The organism is Bacillus sp. Je.9.29.b (genome assembly GCF_051129925.1).
GTDB lineage: Bacteria > Bacillota > Bacilli > Bacillales > Bacillaceae > Bacillus > Bacillus safensis.
In genome coordinates this window covers 173,232-191,600 of the sequence record NZ_JBCPSO010000005.1, presented here as the reverse complement: position 1 = coordinate 191,600, position 18,369 = coordinate 173,232, and the positions used below count along the sequence as shown (strand labels likewise).

2 protein-coding genes are annotated in these 18,369 nt (G+C 46.2%); both read left to right on the top strand.

The genetic code is table 11. The features are described from left to right. Positions 1-25: 25 nt before the first annotated feature. Complete coding sequence (locus AAZR19_RS11915) at positions 26-10,159, top strand: amino acid adenylation domain-containing protein (protein ID WP_434703257.1); 10,134 nt, start codon at positions 26-28, stop codon at positions 10,157-10,159. Positions 10,160-10,172: 13 nt separating this feature from the next. After that, positions 10,173-18,368 (top strand): amino acid adenylation domain-containing protein, encoded by an 8,196-nt coding sequence (locus AAZR19_RS11910; RefSeq protein ID WP_434703255.1) that lies wholly within the window; start codon positions 10,173-10,175, stop codon positions 18,366-18,368. Position 18,369 lies beyond the last annotated feature (1 nt).

Below are 18,369 nucleotides of genomic sequence, written 5' to 3'. Positions count from 1 at the left end.
CTGACAAAAAAGGAAAGGAACTCATATGAAACCATCAATTAAGAATGAATTAAATGTACATGAATCAATGGATACGATTTTACAAGATGTACAGAGAACCATTTTACAAACCAACGAAATCGAACGCTTCGCTGTTTTTTCTCGGGAAAAAACCATTCGACCGCGGCCATATCACCTCTCTCATTTATTTCTCGACAATCACATGGAGCAGGAGGCCGCATCTGAATCGATACAGAAGCACACGGCTTCCCCTGCTTTAGCGGACATGCCGCCTGCCCTTTCCTATGGAGGGGATCTAGATGTTAAGGCAGGAGCCCAAACCTTGCAGGACGCCTTAACAGAGGCGGCAAAAACGACAAATGGGCTGACTTATATCGTCAATAGTGAAAATGAACTCACACAATCCTATGCGCAGTTAAAGGAGGATGCCGAGCGGGTTCTGACAGGTTTAAGGGCGCTCGGACTTAAACCGGGTGATCCTGTGTTCTTTCAGTTTTCATCCAATCATGCGATGGTAACCGCCTTTTGGGCGTGTGTGTTAGGCGGATTTGTTCCAACACTAGTGTCCGCTGCACCGACCTATCGGGAAATGAATGCCTCCGTGAAGAAACTTCATCATGCGTGGCACCTGCTGGAGCATCCGCTCATTTTAACAGATGACTCGCTGATTGATGAGGTGCAAGGCTTAGCTTTATTGTGGCATACAGACAAGTTACGTGTCGCAGCCGTTGAGCCGATGCTTTCTTTAGAAAGAGACATAGAAGCTTATCCCGCGTCACCGGATGATTCAGTCTTTTTTATCTTAACGTCTGGAAGTACAGGGATGCCCAAATGCGTAGAGCATTCTCATCGAAGCGTGCTGGCGAATGTCAAAGGAACAGTGGCAGCCAATGGGTTTACACAAGAGGATGTATCGTTAGACTGGATGCCTTTAGATCATATTGGCGGCATTGTGATGTTTCACCTTGTCAATGTATACACGGGCTGTGAGCAGGTTCGGGCAAGAACAGATGATTTTATCGCACAGCCGCTGCGCTGGCTTGACTGGATGGACCGCCACCGTGCAACGAAGACATGGGCGCCTAACTTCGCATTTGCGATGATCAATGATTATGAGAAAGACATTTCATCAGGATCTTGGGATCTTTCTGCTATGACCTGTATGATCAATGGGGCAGAAGCGGTCGTACCGAAGACGATTCACCGATTTTTACACTTGCTTGCTCCGCACGGCTTAAAGGGAGACGTCATTAGACCGGCATTCGGCATGTCTGAAATCTCTTCAGCCGTTGTCTTCTCTTTTGCGATAGAGCGGGGAGATGAAAGCAGCGGGGTTCTAACCTTTGAGGAAACATCACTCACAGAGCAGCTAAGACCAGCAGAGGCGCGTGAGACAGGAACCGTCAGCTTTACAGAGCTGGGAAGACCAATTCCGGGGATCACGATTCGTATCGTGAATCATCAGCATGAGCTTCTTCCCGAAGATCATATTGGCAGTGTGCAAATTAAAGGGCCGACGACAATGAAGGGCTATTACAAGAATAACGAAGCGAATCAAGAAGTCTTTCAAACAGACGGCTGGTTTCACACGGGGGATTTAGGTTTTCTGCACGAAGGAAGGCTGACATTAACCGGTAGAGAAAAAGACATGATCATCATCAACGGGAAAAATTATCACAACTATGAAATAGAAGTCATTGCAGAGGAAGTACCCGGCGTCGAAACGAGCTTTGTAGCCGCTTGTTCCGCTCGGATGGAAGCATCTGCATCCGACGAGCTGATTCTCTTTTTTACACCGAAGCTGTATGAACCTTCTTATATCATGAGGGCAAGTCAGAATATCAAATCCCATATTGCAACAAAAATGGGGTTGTCTGCATCGCGCGTGATTCCTGTCCAGAAGCATGCCTTTCCGAAAACAAGCTCTGGAAAAATAGAAAGGGCACAGCTCAAGAAGCGATGGCAGGAAGGTGAATTCGATGAAATCATCAAGGAGCTGGACATCAGACTTGAAAATGAGCACACCTTGCCTGATTGGAGTCTACAAAAGAAGTGGACACCTGCTCCGCTTCATGAAGCGGAAAAACAAACAGAAGGGAATATGGTGATCTTTGCAGACACACTAGGGCTGGCAGATCAATTAAAATCCCTTTCAGGCAATGAGCAAACGTATATTACGGTTGAACCGGGTCAAGCATTCACACAACTTACACATACACACTTCATCATCCACCCGAATCGGCCGTCTGACTACGAACAACTCTTTGAGACGCTCCGTTCGTATGGCGTTTCGGTGAAACAAATCATTCACCTTTGGAACTACACAACTCAAGAAGACACACTTCATGCATCGTTGGCAAAAGAAGCGCAGAAAACTGGCAGTATGAGTGCATTATATGTAACAAAAGCGATCGCTGCCTATGAGGAGCCGGTAGAGATCACGTTTGTCTCTGCTCATGCGATGAATTTGCCGGAAGATCAAACACACGATGTGGAGAAAGCAACGACAGCAGGATTGATGACAGCTGTTCAGCATGAATGGCCGTTTATCAAGGTGCGGTGTCTTGATTTTTCTCTGATAGAACCGGATGCTGGCCGTTCTCATGCATCATTGATCATGACAGAGCTCACACATGACACAAGCCATCATATCGCCGCTTATCGCGAAGGTGTTCGTTATATTCCTCTTTTAATACCGTTTCATCTGGAAAAAGAACAAAGGATGAAGAAACCGCCATTTGAATCATCCGGGCTTTATGTGATGACAGGCGGGCTTGGCGGCATTGGGGGGATGCTTAGTGAGTACCTGCTGACATCCTATCAAGCGCATCTAGTGCTAGTTGGAAGAAAGGCGAGAGAGGCTTTATCTATGGAGCAGCAAGACGTATTGATTTCACTTGAGACACTAGCGGAAAAGCGCGGCGGCACAGTTCTTTATGAAAAAGTGGACATCACTGACGCAAAAGCCATTGAAGCGTTGATCTCAAAACAGGAGGCGGCTTTAGGCAAAAGGCTGCATGGCGTTATTCATTTCGCTGGCATCATTCAAGAAGAGCTGCTTCGTGACATGACGTCTGTGTCATTACATGCGATGTACGAAGCGAAGGTATATGGCACGATTGCGCTTCATGAAGCAGCCTCTAAACGGCACAATGTCTTATTCCTTTCTAGCTCGTCAGCTCGAACGTTAAAGGGCGGGATGACCGTTGGCGCTTATTGCGCGGCCAATGAGTTCGTTGAACAATTTGCTCATTATCAGAGGCTGACATCTACTGTAAAGCCGTATTGCTTTAGCTTTAGCATGTGGGATGAGACCGGAATGAGTGAAGGCTCAATGATCAAAGGCATGCTAAAAGAAAGGGGCTATCTCCCGATTCCAAAGCGGGTGGGCATTCAAACAATGCTGGCATGCTTGATGACAGATGCTCCCCTCATTTATATCGGGCTGGATCGGTCGAAGCAGGAAATTCAAGAGATGATACAGGGGGAGATCCTAACAGAGCAGGCCGTATATGTCTTTTTCAAAACTGATCAAACAAAGGCTATTGAAGAAAGACTGTATCAATCCATTTATACGTGTATACAGTCTCGGCTATCTGGTGAATATTCCGTTCATCTATATCCTGAAGAATACTGGAAAGAAACAGAGGATGGGATGCCGGACGAAGAGTATTTCAATGAATTAATAGAGGAAAGCGGACATGCTGCAGAGGACAGAGTACCTCAAACCGAGACGGAAAAACTTTTGGCACATATTTGGTCCGAACTGCTTGATGTCTCAATCATCAGCTGTGGTGATCATTTCTTTCTACTCGGAGGTCATTCGCTCAAGGCAACGCAAATGCTGTCTGCTGTTAGGCAGAAAACTGGATTTGACGTGCCGCTCGCCGTTCTTTTTGAGCATACGAGACTCGGAGAGTTAGCGGACTGGATTGATTCACATGCCAAAGCCGATGAAGCGATTCCGATACGGAAAATAGAAAAGGGTCAGGAGCTTCCGATGTCCTATGCTCAGCAAAGACAGTGGTTTCTCTATCAATTACAGCCTGATCTGCCATTATACAATAATACGATTTCCTTTCGGATGAATGGACCTTTAGATGTAAAGGTGCTTCAGCGCAGCCTGCAGCAAATGGTGCAAAGGCATGAATCACTCAGAACATCTTTTGCAATGAACGGCGATGAACCGGTACAGATCATACATGAGCATATGACTCTTCCAGCGCTTGAGGTGGTCGATGTATCAGATTTGGCATCACAGGAAGAAAAAGAACAAAAAGCGGCTGAGTGGGCGAAAAAAGAAGCGGGCACACCTTTCCGCTTAGAGCATGATGCACTCTTTCGGGTGAAACTAATTCGGCTGTCAGAAACAGATCATTTGCTGCTGATGTCCATTCACCACATCGTGTCAGATGGCTGGTCGATTGGCATTGCCGCAAAGGAGCTGTCCGAATGGTATACAGCAATGATCGAGGGGAGGGAGCCTGATCTCTCACCGCTGCCGATTCAATATGCAGATTACGCACTTTGGCAGAAGGAGTATTTGACGGGAGAAACACTGCAGAAGCAGCTTTCCTATTGGAAGGAGCAATTTGCGGTACCTGTGGAAGAGTTGATGCTGCCGTATGACTACACGCGTCCGGCCGTTCAATCCTATAAGGGAAAAACGAAAAAATACCGCTTGTCGAAGCCGCTGTCTGACCAGCTGGCTGCTCTTTCTCAGAAAACAGACAGCACCCTTTATATGACATTACTTTCGGCTTTCTCTACCTTGCTGCATCGATTGTCTTCACAGGATGAGTTTGTCATTGGATCCGTCATTGCCGGGAGAAATCGGACGGAGATGGAGCAGCTCATCGGATTTTTCGTGAATACGCTGGCACTTCGGATCGATCATAGCGGGAATCCGGCTTTCACAGAGCTATTAGAGCGAGTGAAGGAAACAACAATGGGTGCCTATGCACATCAGGATGTGCCGTTTGAGATGGTCGTAGATGAGCTGAATATTGTACGTGAGGCTGGGAAGCAGCCGCTGTTTCAGGTCATGTTCGTTCTGCAAAACCTGCCCCTTGAAGCTTCTCCGATGGGTGAAGCGACATCTGTTTTAGCCATTGAAGATAATGATACGGCCAAATTCGATCTATCTCTGTTTGTTTTTGAAGGGGCGGAAGGTCTTCAATTAAAACTGGAGTATGATGCAGACTTATTTTCTGACGACACGATGGAACGGTTCCTTCGTTACTACGAGCAGCTGCTTGCATGTATTTGTGAAAATCCAGCACAGCCAATCAGACAAATGAATTACCTGCCAGAGAAAGAGAGGAATCAGCTGCTCTATGAATGGAGCGGCACAACAGATCAACCAGCAGGCCCGCTTCTCATCACAGAACGGTTTGAAGCGCAGGTGAAAAAGACACCTCATGCGATCGCCCTCGAATCTGGGGGAAAACAGTGGACGTATCAGGAGTTACAAGAGAAAGTTGACCGGCTTGCCGCTTATCTGCAGCAGCGAGGAGTGAAGCCGCATGAACCAGTAGGGCTTCTGATCGACAGGTCGCCTGAAATGATTTTTGGGGTACTGGCGATTGTGAAAGCAGGCGGGGCCTATGTCCCAATTGATCCTGAATATCCAGAAGCACGCATTGATTATATGCTGAGGGATACAGGTATTCAGCTGTTATTGACAAAAAATGAATGGCTGAAACAAGTCTCGATCAGTCAAACCGAGCTCATTTGTCTTGATCAGGGGTATGAAGAGTTTTTATCAGAGGCAGAACTCAAGTCTGCTGCTTTAAAACCTGATGGACTCGCTTATATCAATTACACATCAGGATCAACCGGTCAGCCAAAAGGGGTTTTAATTCCGCATCAAGCGGTCATCCGGCTTGTATGTGAAACAGATTATGTCACCCTTCATGAACATACGCGTATTTTACAAATCGCGAGCTTTTCCTTTGATGCCTTTACGTATGAAATATGGGGGGCCCTGCTCAACGGGGGAAGGCTGATACTGACCGATCGAAATACGATCTTATCAATGGATACACTGGCTGACACGCTGACATCTTACAAGATCACAACAGGATTTCTGACAGTGCCGCTGTTTAACCGATTAACAGAGGAACATCCAGAAGCTTTATCTGGATTCGATACATTATTGGTCGGTGGTGATGCTTTGTCAGCTGCTCATATCCGTAAAGCGCTGCCGTATCTGCCTGAAGGTCTTTTAAACGGCTATGGACCAACTGAGAATACGACGTTCTCCTGTGTGCATCACATTCGAGCAGTGGATGAGGGGCAGGCAACAGTTCCTATCGGTCAGCCAATTGCGTATTCACAGGCCTATGTACTAGACGACCAGCTGCAGCCGGTTCCGCAAGGTGTCATTGGAGAGATCTACGTAGGCGGTACAGGGCTTGCACTCGGTTACCTTGGAGATGAAGAAAAAACATCGCAATCATTTATCCCGCATCCTTTCCAAGAAGGAGCGCGTTTATATAAAACAGGCGATATGGGCCGCTGGCTGCCAAACGGCATCATCGACTGCCTTGGAAGAATCGATCATCAAGTGAAAATTCGCGGACACCGCGTCGAATGCGGAGAAATTGAAGCCGCCATGCTGCGCTTTGATGACATCATAGAATGTGCGGTCATTCCGCATCAGCATGAGAGTGGTCATAAGCGATTGATCGGTTATTTTGTCCAAAAGGGCAGCATGTCCACGCAAGACATTCGCCATCAATTAAAAGAAATACTGCCAGATTATATGGTGCCAAGCCTATTAATAGAGCTGGAGGAACTCCCGCTCACGGCAAATGGCAAGGTAGATCAAAAACGTCTCCCGCCGCCAGAGTGGAGACAGGAAGAAGTGGACAAACCGGCTGACAGGGCACTCAGTGAGGAAGAACGCGTACTGGAAAAAGTGTGGACTCAGCTGCTCGGTACGCCTTCGATTGGCGTACATGATAACTACTTTGAGCTTGGCGGAGATTCGATTATTGTCATACAAATGGTGGCGCGCTTAGCACAGGAAGGCTATGTCATTCAGCCGAGAGATGTATTTGAAAAACAGACGATTTCACAGCTGGCACTTGCTATGAAAAGGTCAGATGCTGCTGCGTTCTATGATCAGTCGCCTGTCACAGGAGCTGTTCGTCTGCTTCCAATCCAATCATGGTTCTTTGAGCAATCAATGACAAACCAAGATTATTGGAATTTATCAGCGCATATGGAATTCAAGCAATCCATACAGCTAAAGCAGCTGACACAGGTTCTCTCAAAAATTGTCGATCATCACGATATGCTGAGAGCGATGTATACAAAAACAGCAGATGGATCATGGATTCAAACCATTCGTGCGCCTGGCATCACCCCTTGTGTCACCTTCTTTGATTTGACGGGTGTTTCTCATGAGGAAGCGCTGGAACAAATCCGCATGGAGACCACCGCTTGTCAAGGAACGTTGTCATTAGAGCGGGGAGAATTAATCAAAGCCATTCTTTTTCACACAAGTGATGGTACGTCTGAACTCTTTATCGCAGCCCATCATCTTGTAATGGATGGAATCTCATGGCGCATCATACAGGAGGACCTATTAAATGGACTGAAGCAGCTTGCGGCAGGGCAGGAAATCGCGCTTGCAAAGAAAACTGCGTCCTATCAGCAGTGGGCAGAAGCTCTCTATGAATATGCACAAACCGATGAATTACAAGAGCAGGTTCCTTTTTGGCAAAATATCATCAGACAAGAGGAAGAGGGTTCTCCTTTTCAAACACCTGCGCTTTTCAATATAGAAGAACATGCAGAGATTTTGTCTGTTCAATTGACGAAGGATCAAACAGATATTTTACTAAGGCAGGCATCACAAGCGTACCGAACAGAGGTAAACGATTTACTCCTATCCGGACTCACGCAAGCCGTTGGAAAGCCGCTGCTCATCACGTTAGAAGGGCACGGACGCGAGGATTTATTTGAACAGATGGATTTGTCACGAACAGTCGGATGGTTTACAAGCTCTTATCCTATTTTTATTCCTTTTATTCAAACCGATATTGAGAGACAAATCAAAGATGTCAAAGAAACCTTAAGAGCTGTGCCGCAAAAGGGAATCGGCTATGGCTTGCTTCAATATATGACAGCATCTCGTTTACTCAAAGAGGCCGCGCCGCAGATGAGCTTTAATTATCTTGGACAGTTAGATCAAATAGACGGTGAAGCACATCTTTATTTAGCAGATGAACGAAATGGACATGTACATGATCCAAAAGCAGAAAGACAGCATTTGATCGATGTATACGGATATGTTGTGAACGGTCAGCTTCAGATGAATTTTATGATCCATCGGGAACTGCTTCAGTATGAAGAGGTGCGCTTGTTACCTGAACGGTTCAAAGAAAAATTGGAGGATATTCTGACGCATTGTGTAGAGACAAAAGGCGGCTTTACGCCATCTGATTTTCCAATGGTTCAGCTGACGCATAAGCAAATCGAAGAACTGCCAGACAATGTAGTGGATGTGTATCCACTATCTCCAATGCAGCAAGGGATGCTGTTTCATGCTCTATTAGATCAAGCGTCACAGGCGTATTTTGGTCAAGTGCATATGACACTCGTAGGCTTAACGGACGGCGCAGCCTATGAAAAGGCCTGGAATCTGCTTGTAGAGCGGCATTCGATTTTGCGGACAACATTTGCTTGGGAAGGGCTAAAGGAGCCTGTTCAGTTGATTCAATCAGAAGGAAGCATTCATCTCACTCAGCACGATGTGCGCCACCTGAGCGAAACGGATCAGAAGGAAGCCATTCAGCAATATTTGCAAACAGATCGTTTAAAGGATTTCAAACTAGAAGATACGGATGAACCGCTGATTCGTATTGCTTTATTCCATCGTGATGAAAACACATGCACGTTTGTTTTTAGCTTTCATCATATTTTAATCGATGGCTGGAGCTTGTTCAGTTTTATTGAAGAATCCTTTTCTTTATACCGCTCTCTTGTGGATGAACGGGAGGTGGATCTTCCTGCTGTACGTCCATATAAAGATTTTATCGAGTGGCTGCAAAAGCAGGATCAAGAGAAGGCGCTAGAGTTCTGGAAAGGTTATATGTCAGGAGTAGAGGAGGCTACACCGCTTCCAGGAGACGGCGGGCATGCTTCGGATGAAGAAGCAGGTGTTGATCAGCTAAGTATCAAACTAACGCCCGAGATGCAGCAGAAACTCGAAAAGATGACAGGCACGCAGAAGGTAACAATGAGCACTTTGATTCAAACAGCATGGGGGCTGCTTTTGCATCTTCATTCAGGATCTGAGGATGTCGTGTTCGGAGTGACAGTGTCTGGCCGGCCGGCGGACTTACCACAGGTTGAAAGCATGACAGGGCTCTTTATTAACACATTGCCGCTCCGTTTGCCGATCACGCCAGAGTGGACCATTTCCAAGCTGCTGGCACATACGCAGGAAACAGTTTTTCAGATGCGGGAATTCGAATATACCGTACTGCCGGATATTCAGCAGCTGACCCACATTCCGAATGGAGATTCATTGTTTAACAGCATTGTCGTGTTTGAAAACTATCCGATTGAATCTATCGAACCATACGGAGTACGCATTTTAGACATTGCGAGTCATGAAGAAACGAACTATGACCTGACCCTTGTGGCAGTTCCAGGAGATACGCTGGAGCTTCGGGTCACATATCGCTTCAATCAATATACAGAAAAGCAAATACAATCGCTGATGCAGCAGTTGATCCACACACTTGAAGCGATGACAGAACAAATGGAGACACCCCTCTCTTCCTTCACAATCGTGACGAATGAAGAAAAAGAGCGGATGATCACCGATTGGGCGAAAAATGCACAAGTCAGCGTGCTGTACCCAGATCAAGAAGAGGTCTATTCAGGTGTGCATGATCCTTCCTGTGAGACGGAAATATATGTCCTGAGCGAAGAGCATCAGCTCATGCCGGTAGGATTTCCTGGAGATATTTTTATCGGCGCAAAGGACATCAAAGCATTTTGCGGGGAGCTTGCCGATTGGATGGAGACGCATAAAATTCCGCATCCATTCAAACATCAAACTGGCGAATACCTTTATCCGACAGGGGATGTCGGCGTTTGGACTGAAGAAAACAAGATTCAGATTTTGGATTGGATGTAGGAGGAGAAGAACGATGTTAATGAGTAGACGAAAAGGACATGCAGCAAATCATATCGTCAGAATCAACGGAAAACGGATGGATCTTAAAGCATTAGAGCAAGTCATGATGCTTCATTTTCCGCTAAAGGAATGTGCAATCATTCCGAAGAAAAATCAAGAAGGCAGTTTATCGCTTGTGCTATTTGCACAGGCGAAGGACCCTTCGCTGACAAGAGAGGATCTGAAGAAAGGTCCACTTCATCCTCATGAAGTGCCAGCTGCTCTCGTCTTATTACCTTCTTTGCCAAAGACAGAAAGTGGAGCAGTCGACACAGAGGCACTGCTTTCAATTGAAATCATAGATCAAGAGGAATTAAGAAAGATAGAAGAGCGCACCAAAGCTATAGATGGAGTAGAGGAAGCGGCCGCTTTCTTTGAAAGTCAGTCAGAAAAACGCACGCCCTATCACCTAGATGACCTGTTTCCTGATCGACAGCGTACTCAAGGGAACGGACCGCTTTCGAAAAGTGAAGCGAGCGAAGCAAAACCATCATCTCTACATGAGAAGCCGCCTGCACTTGTGTATGGCGGAGATGTGATCAAAAAACCAGGCACACCTGTCACGCTGACAGAGGTGCTGATTCGATCAGCCTTTATGTCACCAGACCGCGGGGTGACTTATTTGAAAGAAGGCGGGCGTACGTTGACCCAAACCTATCCTGAATTACTAACTAGCGCTGAACGCGTTCTGTCCGGTTTAAGGGCAGCAGGACTGTCAAACGGCGATCAAGTGTTACTTCAATTGAAAGAGCATCAAGATTTTATCACGGTGTTCTGGGGCTGTATTCTCGGAGGAATCATTCCGACCCCAGTCTCTGTGCCGCCTGTTTATGATGAAATGAATCAAGGTGTGAATAAGCTGAAGGGCGTGTTTCAGCTGCAAAATGAACCTTTCATTATTACGAATGAAGCAAGTGCTGAGGACATTGCTGGGCTGCGTGAGGCATTTGAAGCGAAGGTCATGCCTATCTTAACAATTGAAGCGTTGCTGGCGTATGAACCAGATGAACAGCATTATGAGCCAGAGCCGGATGAGCCTGTGCTGCAGCTGCTGTCTTCAGGAAGTACGGGTGTACCAAAGTGTATCCGTCATCATCATCAAAGCATTTTATCTAGAATTATGGCCTTTGAGCAGGTAAACGGCTTTACACATGAGGATGTGTCGCTTAACTGGATGCCGCTTGATCATGTTGGTGGAATTGTTATGTTTCATGTACATGACGTCTACCTTGGCTGCCAGCAGATTAGTCCATCCATCGATCAATTTATCGAGCGGCCGATGGTGTGGCTGGATTGGGTAGAAACATACGGTGTCACAAGGACATGGGCACCAAACTTTGCCTTTGCCATGATGAATGAATATGAAGACGACATTCGTAAGGGAAACTGGGACCTGTCCACTCTGACTTATATCATGAATGCAGCCGAAGCGGTTGTTCCGAAAGTCACGCAGCGCTTCATGCACATCATGGGGCAGCACGGATTAAGCCGTCATGCGATGGTACCTGCTTACGGTATGTCAGAAACATCCTCAGCCATTGTTCAGTCAAAGAAATTTATGCGGAACAGTGAACAGGATGGACAGCTGACGATTGATCAGACCTCGTTAACAAGTGAGATCGAATATGTGACGCACGATCATCCGAACAAGATGACGTTTACAGAAGTCGGCACGCCGATTCCGTCTGTATGGATTCGAATTGTAGATGAGCATCACGAGGTGCTGCCAGAAGATCAGGTTGGGCGCTTGCAGGTGAAGAGTCCAACAATTATGATGGGCTACTATCAAAATGAGGAAGCCAATCAAGAAGTATTTGCGGAAAACGGCTGGTTTCACACAGGGGATTTAGGTTTTATTCATGAAGGGCGTCTCGTTCTGACAGGTCGAGAAAAAGACATCATTGTGATCAACGGCGCAAACTATTTGAATTACGAAATTGAAGCGGTTGTAGAAGAAGTGGACGGGGTCGAAGTCACCTTTGCCGCTGCGTACGGCATTTATAATCCCGAATCAAGCAATGACACGCTTGCCGTCTTTTTTGTCTCACAAAGGGATTCAATAGAGGAACAAATCGCAATAATTCAACAGATGAGAGAGGCTATTATTCGAAAAATCGGAATAGAGCCTGATCACATCATTCCGGTGAAAAAAGACCAATTTCCAAAAACGGAAAGTGGGAAAATCCAGCGTGCCCAGTTAGGCGCAGCACTAAAAGATGGAGCCTTCCGTGACATTGAACAGGCACTGGATCTTGCTTCTGAAAATGAACAAACACTCCCAGACTGGTTTTTCAAACGCATTTGGGCTAAGGAGCATATCGGTCCAACTCAGCCTATTGCTGACCATGTACTCGTTTTCGAGGATGAAAAAGGACTTTATCAATCGCTTTACGCACAATTTGAGCAAAAGAATCAGCCATATATTTCTGTGAGAAAAGGGCATGAATTTTTGCGTCTGTCCAAAGGGATGTACCAGATAAATCCGAGAATCAAGGGGGATTACGTCAGGCTCGTTGCCGCACTTGAAGCAGATGAACTAAAGATCGGGCGCATGCTCCATCTGTGGAATGTGTCAGACAAAGAAGACATCGTTGATCCTGCGCAGTTCAAAGAGCTGCATGCCAGCACGGGTCAATCCATTTTGTACTTGTATCAAGCATTGAGACAAGCAAATAAAGAGCCCATCCGTCTTGTCGTTGTGACAAAAGGCGGTCAATTTGTGAAGCCTGAAGACGATCTTCATGTGGAGAAAACGCCCCTTGTAGGTCTGCTAAAAACCATTCCGCAAGAATGGGAAGGAGCAGAGGTGTCTCATCTTGATATTGAAGCGGAGAATGTAGAACAGGATGCCAAGCATATTGCGGAAGAATTGTCTGCGATTCATATAAAAGCAGAGGTTTCTTACCGAAATGGGGACAGATTTGTACCAAAGCTGGAAAAAGTCAATATGATCGAAGCGCCTCAAACAGAAGGGTTTTTAGAATATGAAGGTCTTTATTTATTGACTGGAGGACTTGGCGGTATTGGGTTTGAGCTGTCTAAGCAGATGCTCCAATTTGGCTTAAAGCTCGTATTGATTGGACGGACATCTCTGGAAGACAGCTTGGAAAAGAAAGAAGCCTTCTCACAGCTAAAAGATGTTGGTGACGTCATTTATATCCAAGCAGATGTGACCAACTTACGTGACGTTGAACAGGCGATTTATGAAGCAGAAAAGCATTTTGGACAATCGATCCGGGGTGTGCTGCATTTAGCCGGTGCTGGCAATGTGTCTGAGCATTTTCAGCAGGCGGACAAGTATACACTGGCTCATACGTCAGAAGAGGATTTCACAAAAGAAGTGTCAGGGAAAGCAGACGGGGCATGGGTCCTGCAGAAAGCCTTTAAGTATGATCCGACAGTACCGTTTGTCTTTTTTGGATCGGTCAATGGCTTTTTTGGCGGCACAACATTTGGGGCATACTCTGCGGCCAACAGCTTTTTAGATGGACTCGCGCACGCTCTCACCTTTCAAGAAGGAAGACGAGCAATCTCTTTGAACTTCAGTATGTGGGATAATCTCGGTTTGTCTAAGGGGCATACCGGAGCAGCTCTCACCGTTCGCAAGGGATTTCAATTGATTGGAAAGAAACAAGGTCTCCATTCATTATGTTTAGGTGTTCGGCTCAATGAAGCGCATCTGTTTATCGGTCTGGACGGAGCAAATCCAGACATCGCCGAGTATCTTCAGCCAGCTCCAATACCGGTCTTTGAGAAAAAGCTTTTTTACACCGTTCAGCCTGGCAAAGAAGTGCATGTTGAAGAGATCACGAGCGTCTCAGAAGGCAAATGGGACATTCAGCAAGTACAGGAAATACCGAAAAAGCAAGATGGCTCTATTGATCATGAAGCACTCAAATTGAATCATGACAAAAATGGACAAAGCCTTGAAAAGCAATTGCCAGAAACGAAGACAGAGCAGCTTCTTGCCGCCATATGGGAGGACATTTTAGATGTAGATCGCGTGTACAAAGAGGATCAATTCTTCGATCTTGGCGGACATTCACTAAAGGCAACTCAAACCATTTCCCGGATCAATCATGAATTTTCAATGAAGGCGCCTTTAAAAATATTATTTGAAAGCAAGCATCTGGCACATCTGGCGCAAATGGTTGATGACATCAAAGGGGCGCCAGCCGTTCAGGAAGCTAAAATTCCAAAGCTTGAAAAGCAAACAAGCTATGAACTGTCACATGCCCAGAAGCGTATTTGGTTCTTATCCACATTAGAAAAGAGCCATCATTACAATATATTAGGTGCTTGGAAGCTGACAGGACCATTACACATTCAAGCATTAACAAAAGCGATTGGCCTTTTAACAAAGCGGCATGAAGCACTTCGGGCAGTATTTAAATCACTTGGCGGCAAGCCGGTGCAACTTATTCGTGAAGACCTTCCGCCATCTGTGACAGTGGCAAATTTCTCATTATTTAATGAAAAAACAAGAGCGAGAAGACTCAAGCAGCTCATTCAGCAAGAGGCAGAACGTGTCTATGATTTAGAAAGAGGGCCTCTTGCGCAGTGGACGATAGTAGATATGGGCAAGGAGGAGTATTATCTCCTTTGCGCGCAGCACCACATCATTTCAGACGCATGGTCACTCAGCCTGCTCATTCAGGAATTAGAAGTGGCATATGATGCGCTGCTTGCGGATGAAACGCCGCAGCTCCCAGCCTTAGAAATCGAATGGACAGATTATGTACATTGGGAAAATGAACAATTAAAGCATCATCAAGAAGATCAAACCTATTGGCTCAATACGTTACAAGGTGAACTTCCAGTGCTGGAGCTGCCGTTTGACCGTCCTCGTCCGCCGGTTCAAACATTTAACGGTGCTACAGAGCAAATCGTACTGGATGAACCGCTTATCCGCCGCTTGCAGGCTTTGTCCAAGCAGCAGGGAACGACTTTGTTCATGACGATGCTGACCGCGTACTACGTCCTGCTTCACAAGCTGTCCGGACAGACAGATATCATCATTGGATCGCCTATCGCGGGCCGGGATGCCAAGCAATCAGAGCAGCTCGTTGGGATGTTTGTGAATACACTTGCACTGAGACAGGACGTCTCAACAGCAGAGACGTTTGCTGATCTTTTGGAAAACGTGAAAGAGATGACATTAAAAGCGTTTGAGCATCAGCATTATCCATTTGACAAGCTTGTCGATGACCTTTCGTTAGATCGAGATTTAAGCCGGTCACCTATTTTTCAGGCGGCCATGGGGTATGTCACCGATTCGCTCGATGTAAACCTTAAAGGGCTGACAAGTGAACATGTGATGATCCATCATACAGTATCTAAATTTGATCTCACCCTGCATGTATTTGAACAGGAAGAGCAGCTGTCCATTCATGTGGAATACAATACGGATTTATTTGATCAAGAGACCATTCATCGTTATATGAATTATTATCTCCATTTGTTAGATGGCATGACGGCTCAGCCTGAGCGTACATTTGCTGATTATTGCTTAATGAACAAAGCGGAACAGGCGGCCATGATTCTAGGGAAAAATCTAACAGATACGCCATATCCAAAGCGGACGCTTCAAGAATTGTTTGAAGAGCAGGTGCAGCGTGATCCGCATCGTATTGCCTTATCCTATATGGATGAACACATGACGTATGAGGCCTTGGATAAGAAGGCGACAAAGCTTGCTGCTTACTTGCAGTCAAAAGGAATTGGAGCAGGCTCCCTTGTACCGATGCTATTTGATCGCTCCTTTGACATGATTGTGTCGGTCCTAGGAATCATCAAATCTGGTGCTGCATATGTTCCGATGTCACCTGAATATCCTGATGCACGCATCCGTCTCATTGTTCGTGATACGCAAAGCGATGTGATCATCACTCAGTCTCATCTTGCAGATCGTCTAGTAGGCTTTACAGGTACAAGGATTATCATGGACAAGCCAATACCAGAAACAAATGCAGTGTATCAAAGAGAATCATCGATTATAGGTGAAGACCAGATCGCCTATGTCAATTACACATCAGGCTCAACAGGTACACCAAAAGGCGTGATGCTTCCTCATGCAGGAGTTGTCCGCTTAGTTAGAGAAACAAACTATATCAAGCTCGGTCCAGATGACAAAATGCTTCAGCTCTCAAACTATGCTTTTGATGCCTTTACATTTGAATTATGGGGAATGCTGCTGAATGGCGGCCAGCTGATTCTGCTCCCAAAATATGCAGCACTGAATATGGACGAATTAACGCAGTTCATTAAAACGCATCAAGTAACAGCCAACTGTCTGCCAACCGCTTTATTTAATCGACTGGTAGAGCACGATCCAAAAAGTGTGGCAGGCTACCGCACATTACTCGTTGGCGGGGAAGCCATGTCTAGTGAGCATGCACGAAAGGCACTGCCGCATATGGAAGGTGTGCTCGTCAATGCTTACGGTCCAACAGAAAACACGACATTAGCCACAACACATCAAGTCACACACGTGCCAGCAGGCGCAAAATCAGTTCCAATTGGTGTGCCGGTGTCGAACTCAACTGTTGTCATACTGGACGAAGCGCTAAACCCAGTACCAGCAGGCGTCAAAGGAGAAATTTATATCGGTGGAACTGGTCTTGCTAAAGGCTACCTTCATGATCCAGAGCAGACAAAGGAGCGGTTTATTGACAATCCTTTTCCTGAACTAAAGGGAGACAAGCTGTATCGTTCAGGCGACCTTGGTACATGGCGGTCAGATGGCACCATTGAATATCTCGGCCGAAAAGATGACCTGGTGAAAATTAGAGGCTACCGGATTGAATGCGGAGAAATTGAGACAGCCCTGCTCAAGCATCCACAAGTCAAAGAATGTACAGTCATCGCCAAAACGTATGGCAGCTCAAAACGGCTGGCGGCCTACCTTGTAACAAACGGAGAAAACCCTGTTCCGGGCTGGAAAGCCTTTTTGCAGGAAAGCCTGCCAGGCTATATGATACCAAGTTACTTTGTCGTACTGGATGAAATGCCGGTGACAACGAACGGAAAGGTTGATCAAAAAGCATTGCCAGAGCCAACAGAAACAATTTCCCTTTCCCATGATGACGACAAACCGGTCACCGAAACGGAGGAGCGGATTGTCGCAGCTTTCAAGGAAGTGCTTGGTGTGAAGCAAGTAGGTATGCATGACTCCTTCTTTGATCTGGGCGGCGATTCCATTATGAGTATTCAGGCTGTGGCCAAATTAAAAGAAAAAGGTGTTCGTGTTGATCCAAAATGGATTTTCATGCACCCGGCGCCTGCGCAATTAGCCGCACATTTGGACGCAGTGCCAGAAGCCGCTGAGAACGTCGAAAGGTCTCCGAAGGACTACGTGATCGAGCTGAAAAAAGGCGATCCAGCCGAACCGAGAATATTCTTCGCGCCGCCTGCTGGTGGAACGGTGATGGGCTATATTGATGTTGCTAAGCTCATGACACATCAAGGCACTGTGTACGCCTTGCAGTCTCCTGGCCTATATGAGGATGAAGAGCCGCAATTTCTCCATTATACGGAGCTTGTGACCCTTTTTATTGAAGCTATTGAGACGTTCTACCGTCCGGGCATTGACTATCTCGCAGGGCATTCAATGGGCGGGCATCTTGCCTACGGAATGAATCAGCGGCTCTGCCATGCAGGAAAAGCACCGAAAGGACTCATCATTTTAGATACGGTCCCAGTGCTAAGAGATGAGGCAGATCAGGCACTTCATGCCGATATGAACGAAGAAGAAGTGAAAATGCTCGCGCTTGTCCTTGGAATGGGGAACCTTGTCGGCATCCAGCCAGAAGCTTTACAAGGATTGAGCTTCCAAGAAGTGAAGCAGAAAATCCTCAAAGAGGCAGAAAAGGATGAAGTTGTTCATCAATTCATGAATGATCAATATTTAGATAAATATTTACAAATGCAAACGCATAATACGATCATGTCACAAGCCATTGAATTAGAAAAAGAACCATTCCCTGTGCCATTTTATATTGTCCAAAGCAGTGATCACGCAAGCGATTTCCAGAAGAAGTTCGCAGATTGGGAGGCTTATACGAAAGAGTCGTGCTCGTATTACCACATCAAAGGCGACCATGTCACCATGATGAAAAGACCGCAGGCAGATGAACTGGCACGGATTCTTCAAACGATTATAAAGGGGTAAA

What these genes read in the sequence shown, in the direction of transcription:
- AAZR19_RS11915 (WP_434703257.1), top strand. Translation starts at nt 26, where the DNA reads ATGAAACCATCAATTAAGAATGAATTAAATGTACATGAATCAATGGAT.
- AAZR19_RS11910 (WP_434703255.1), top strand. Translation starts at nt 10,173, where the DNA reads ATGTTAATGAGTAGACGAAAAGGACATGCAGCAAATCATATCGTCAGA.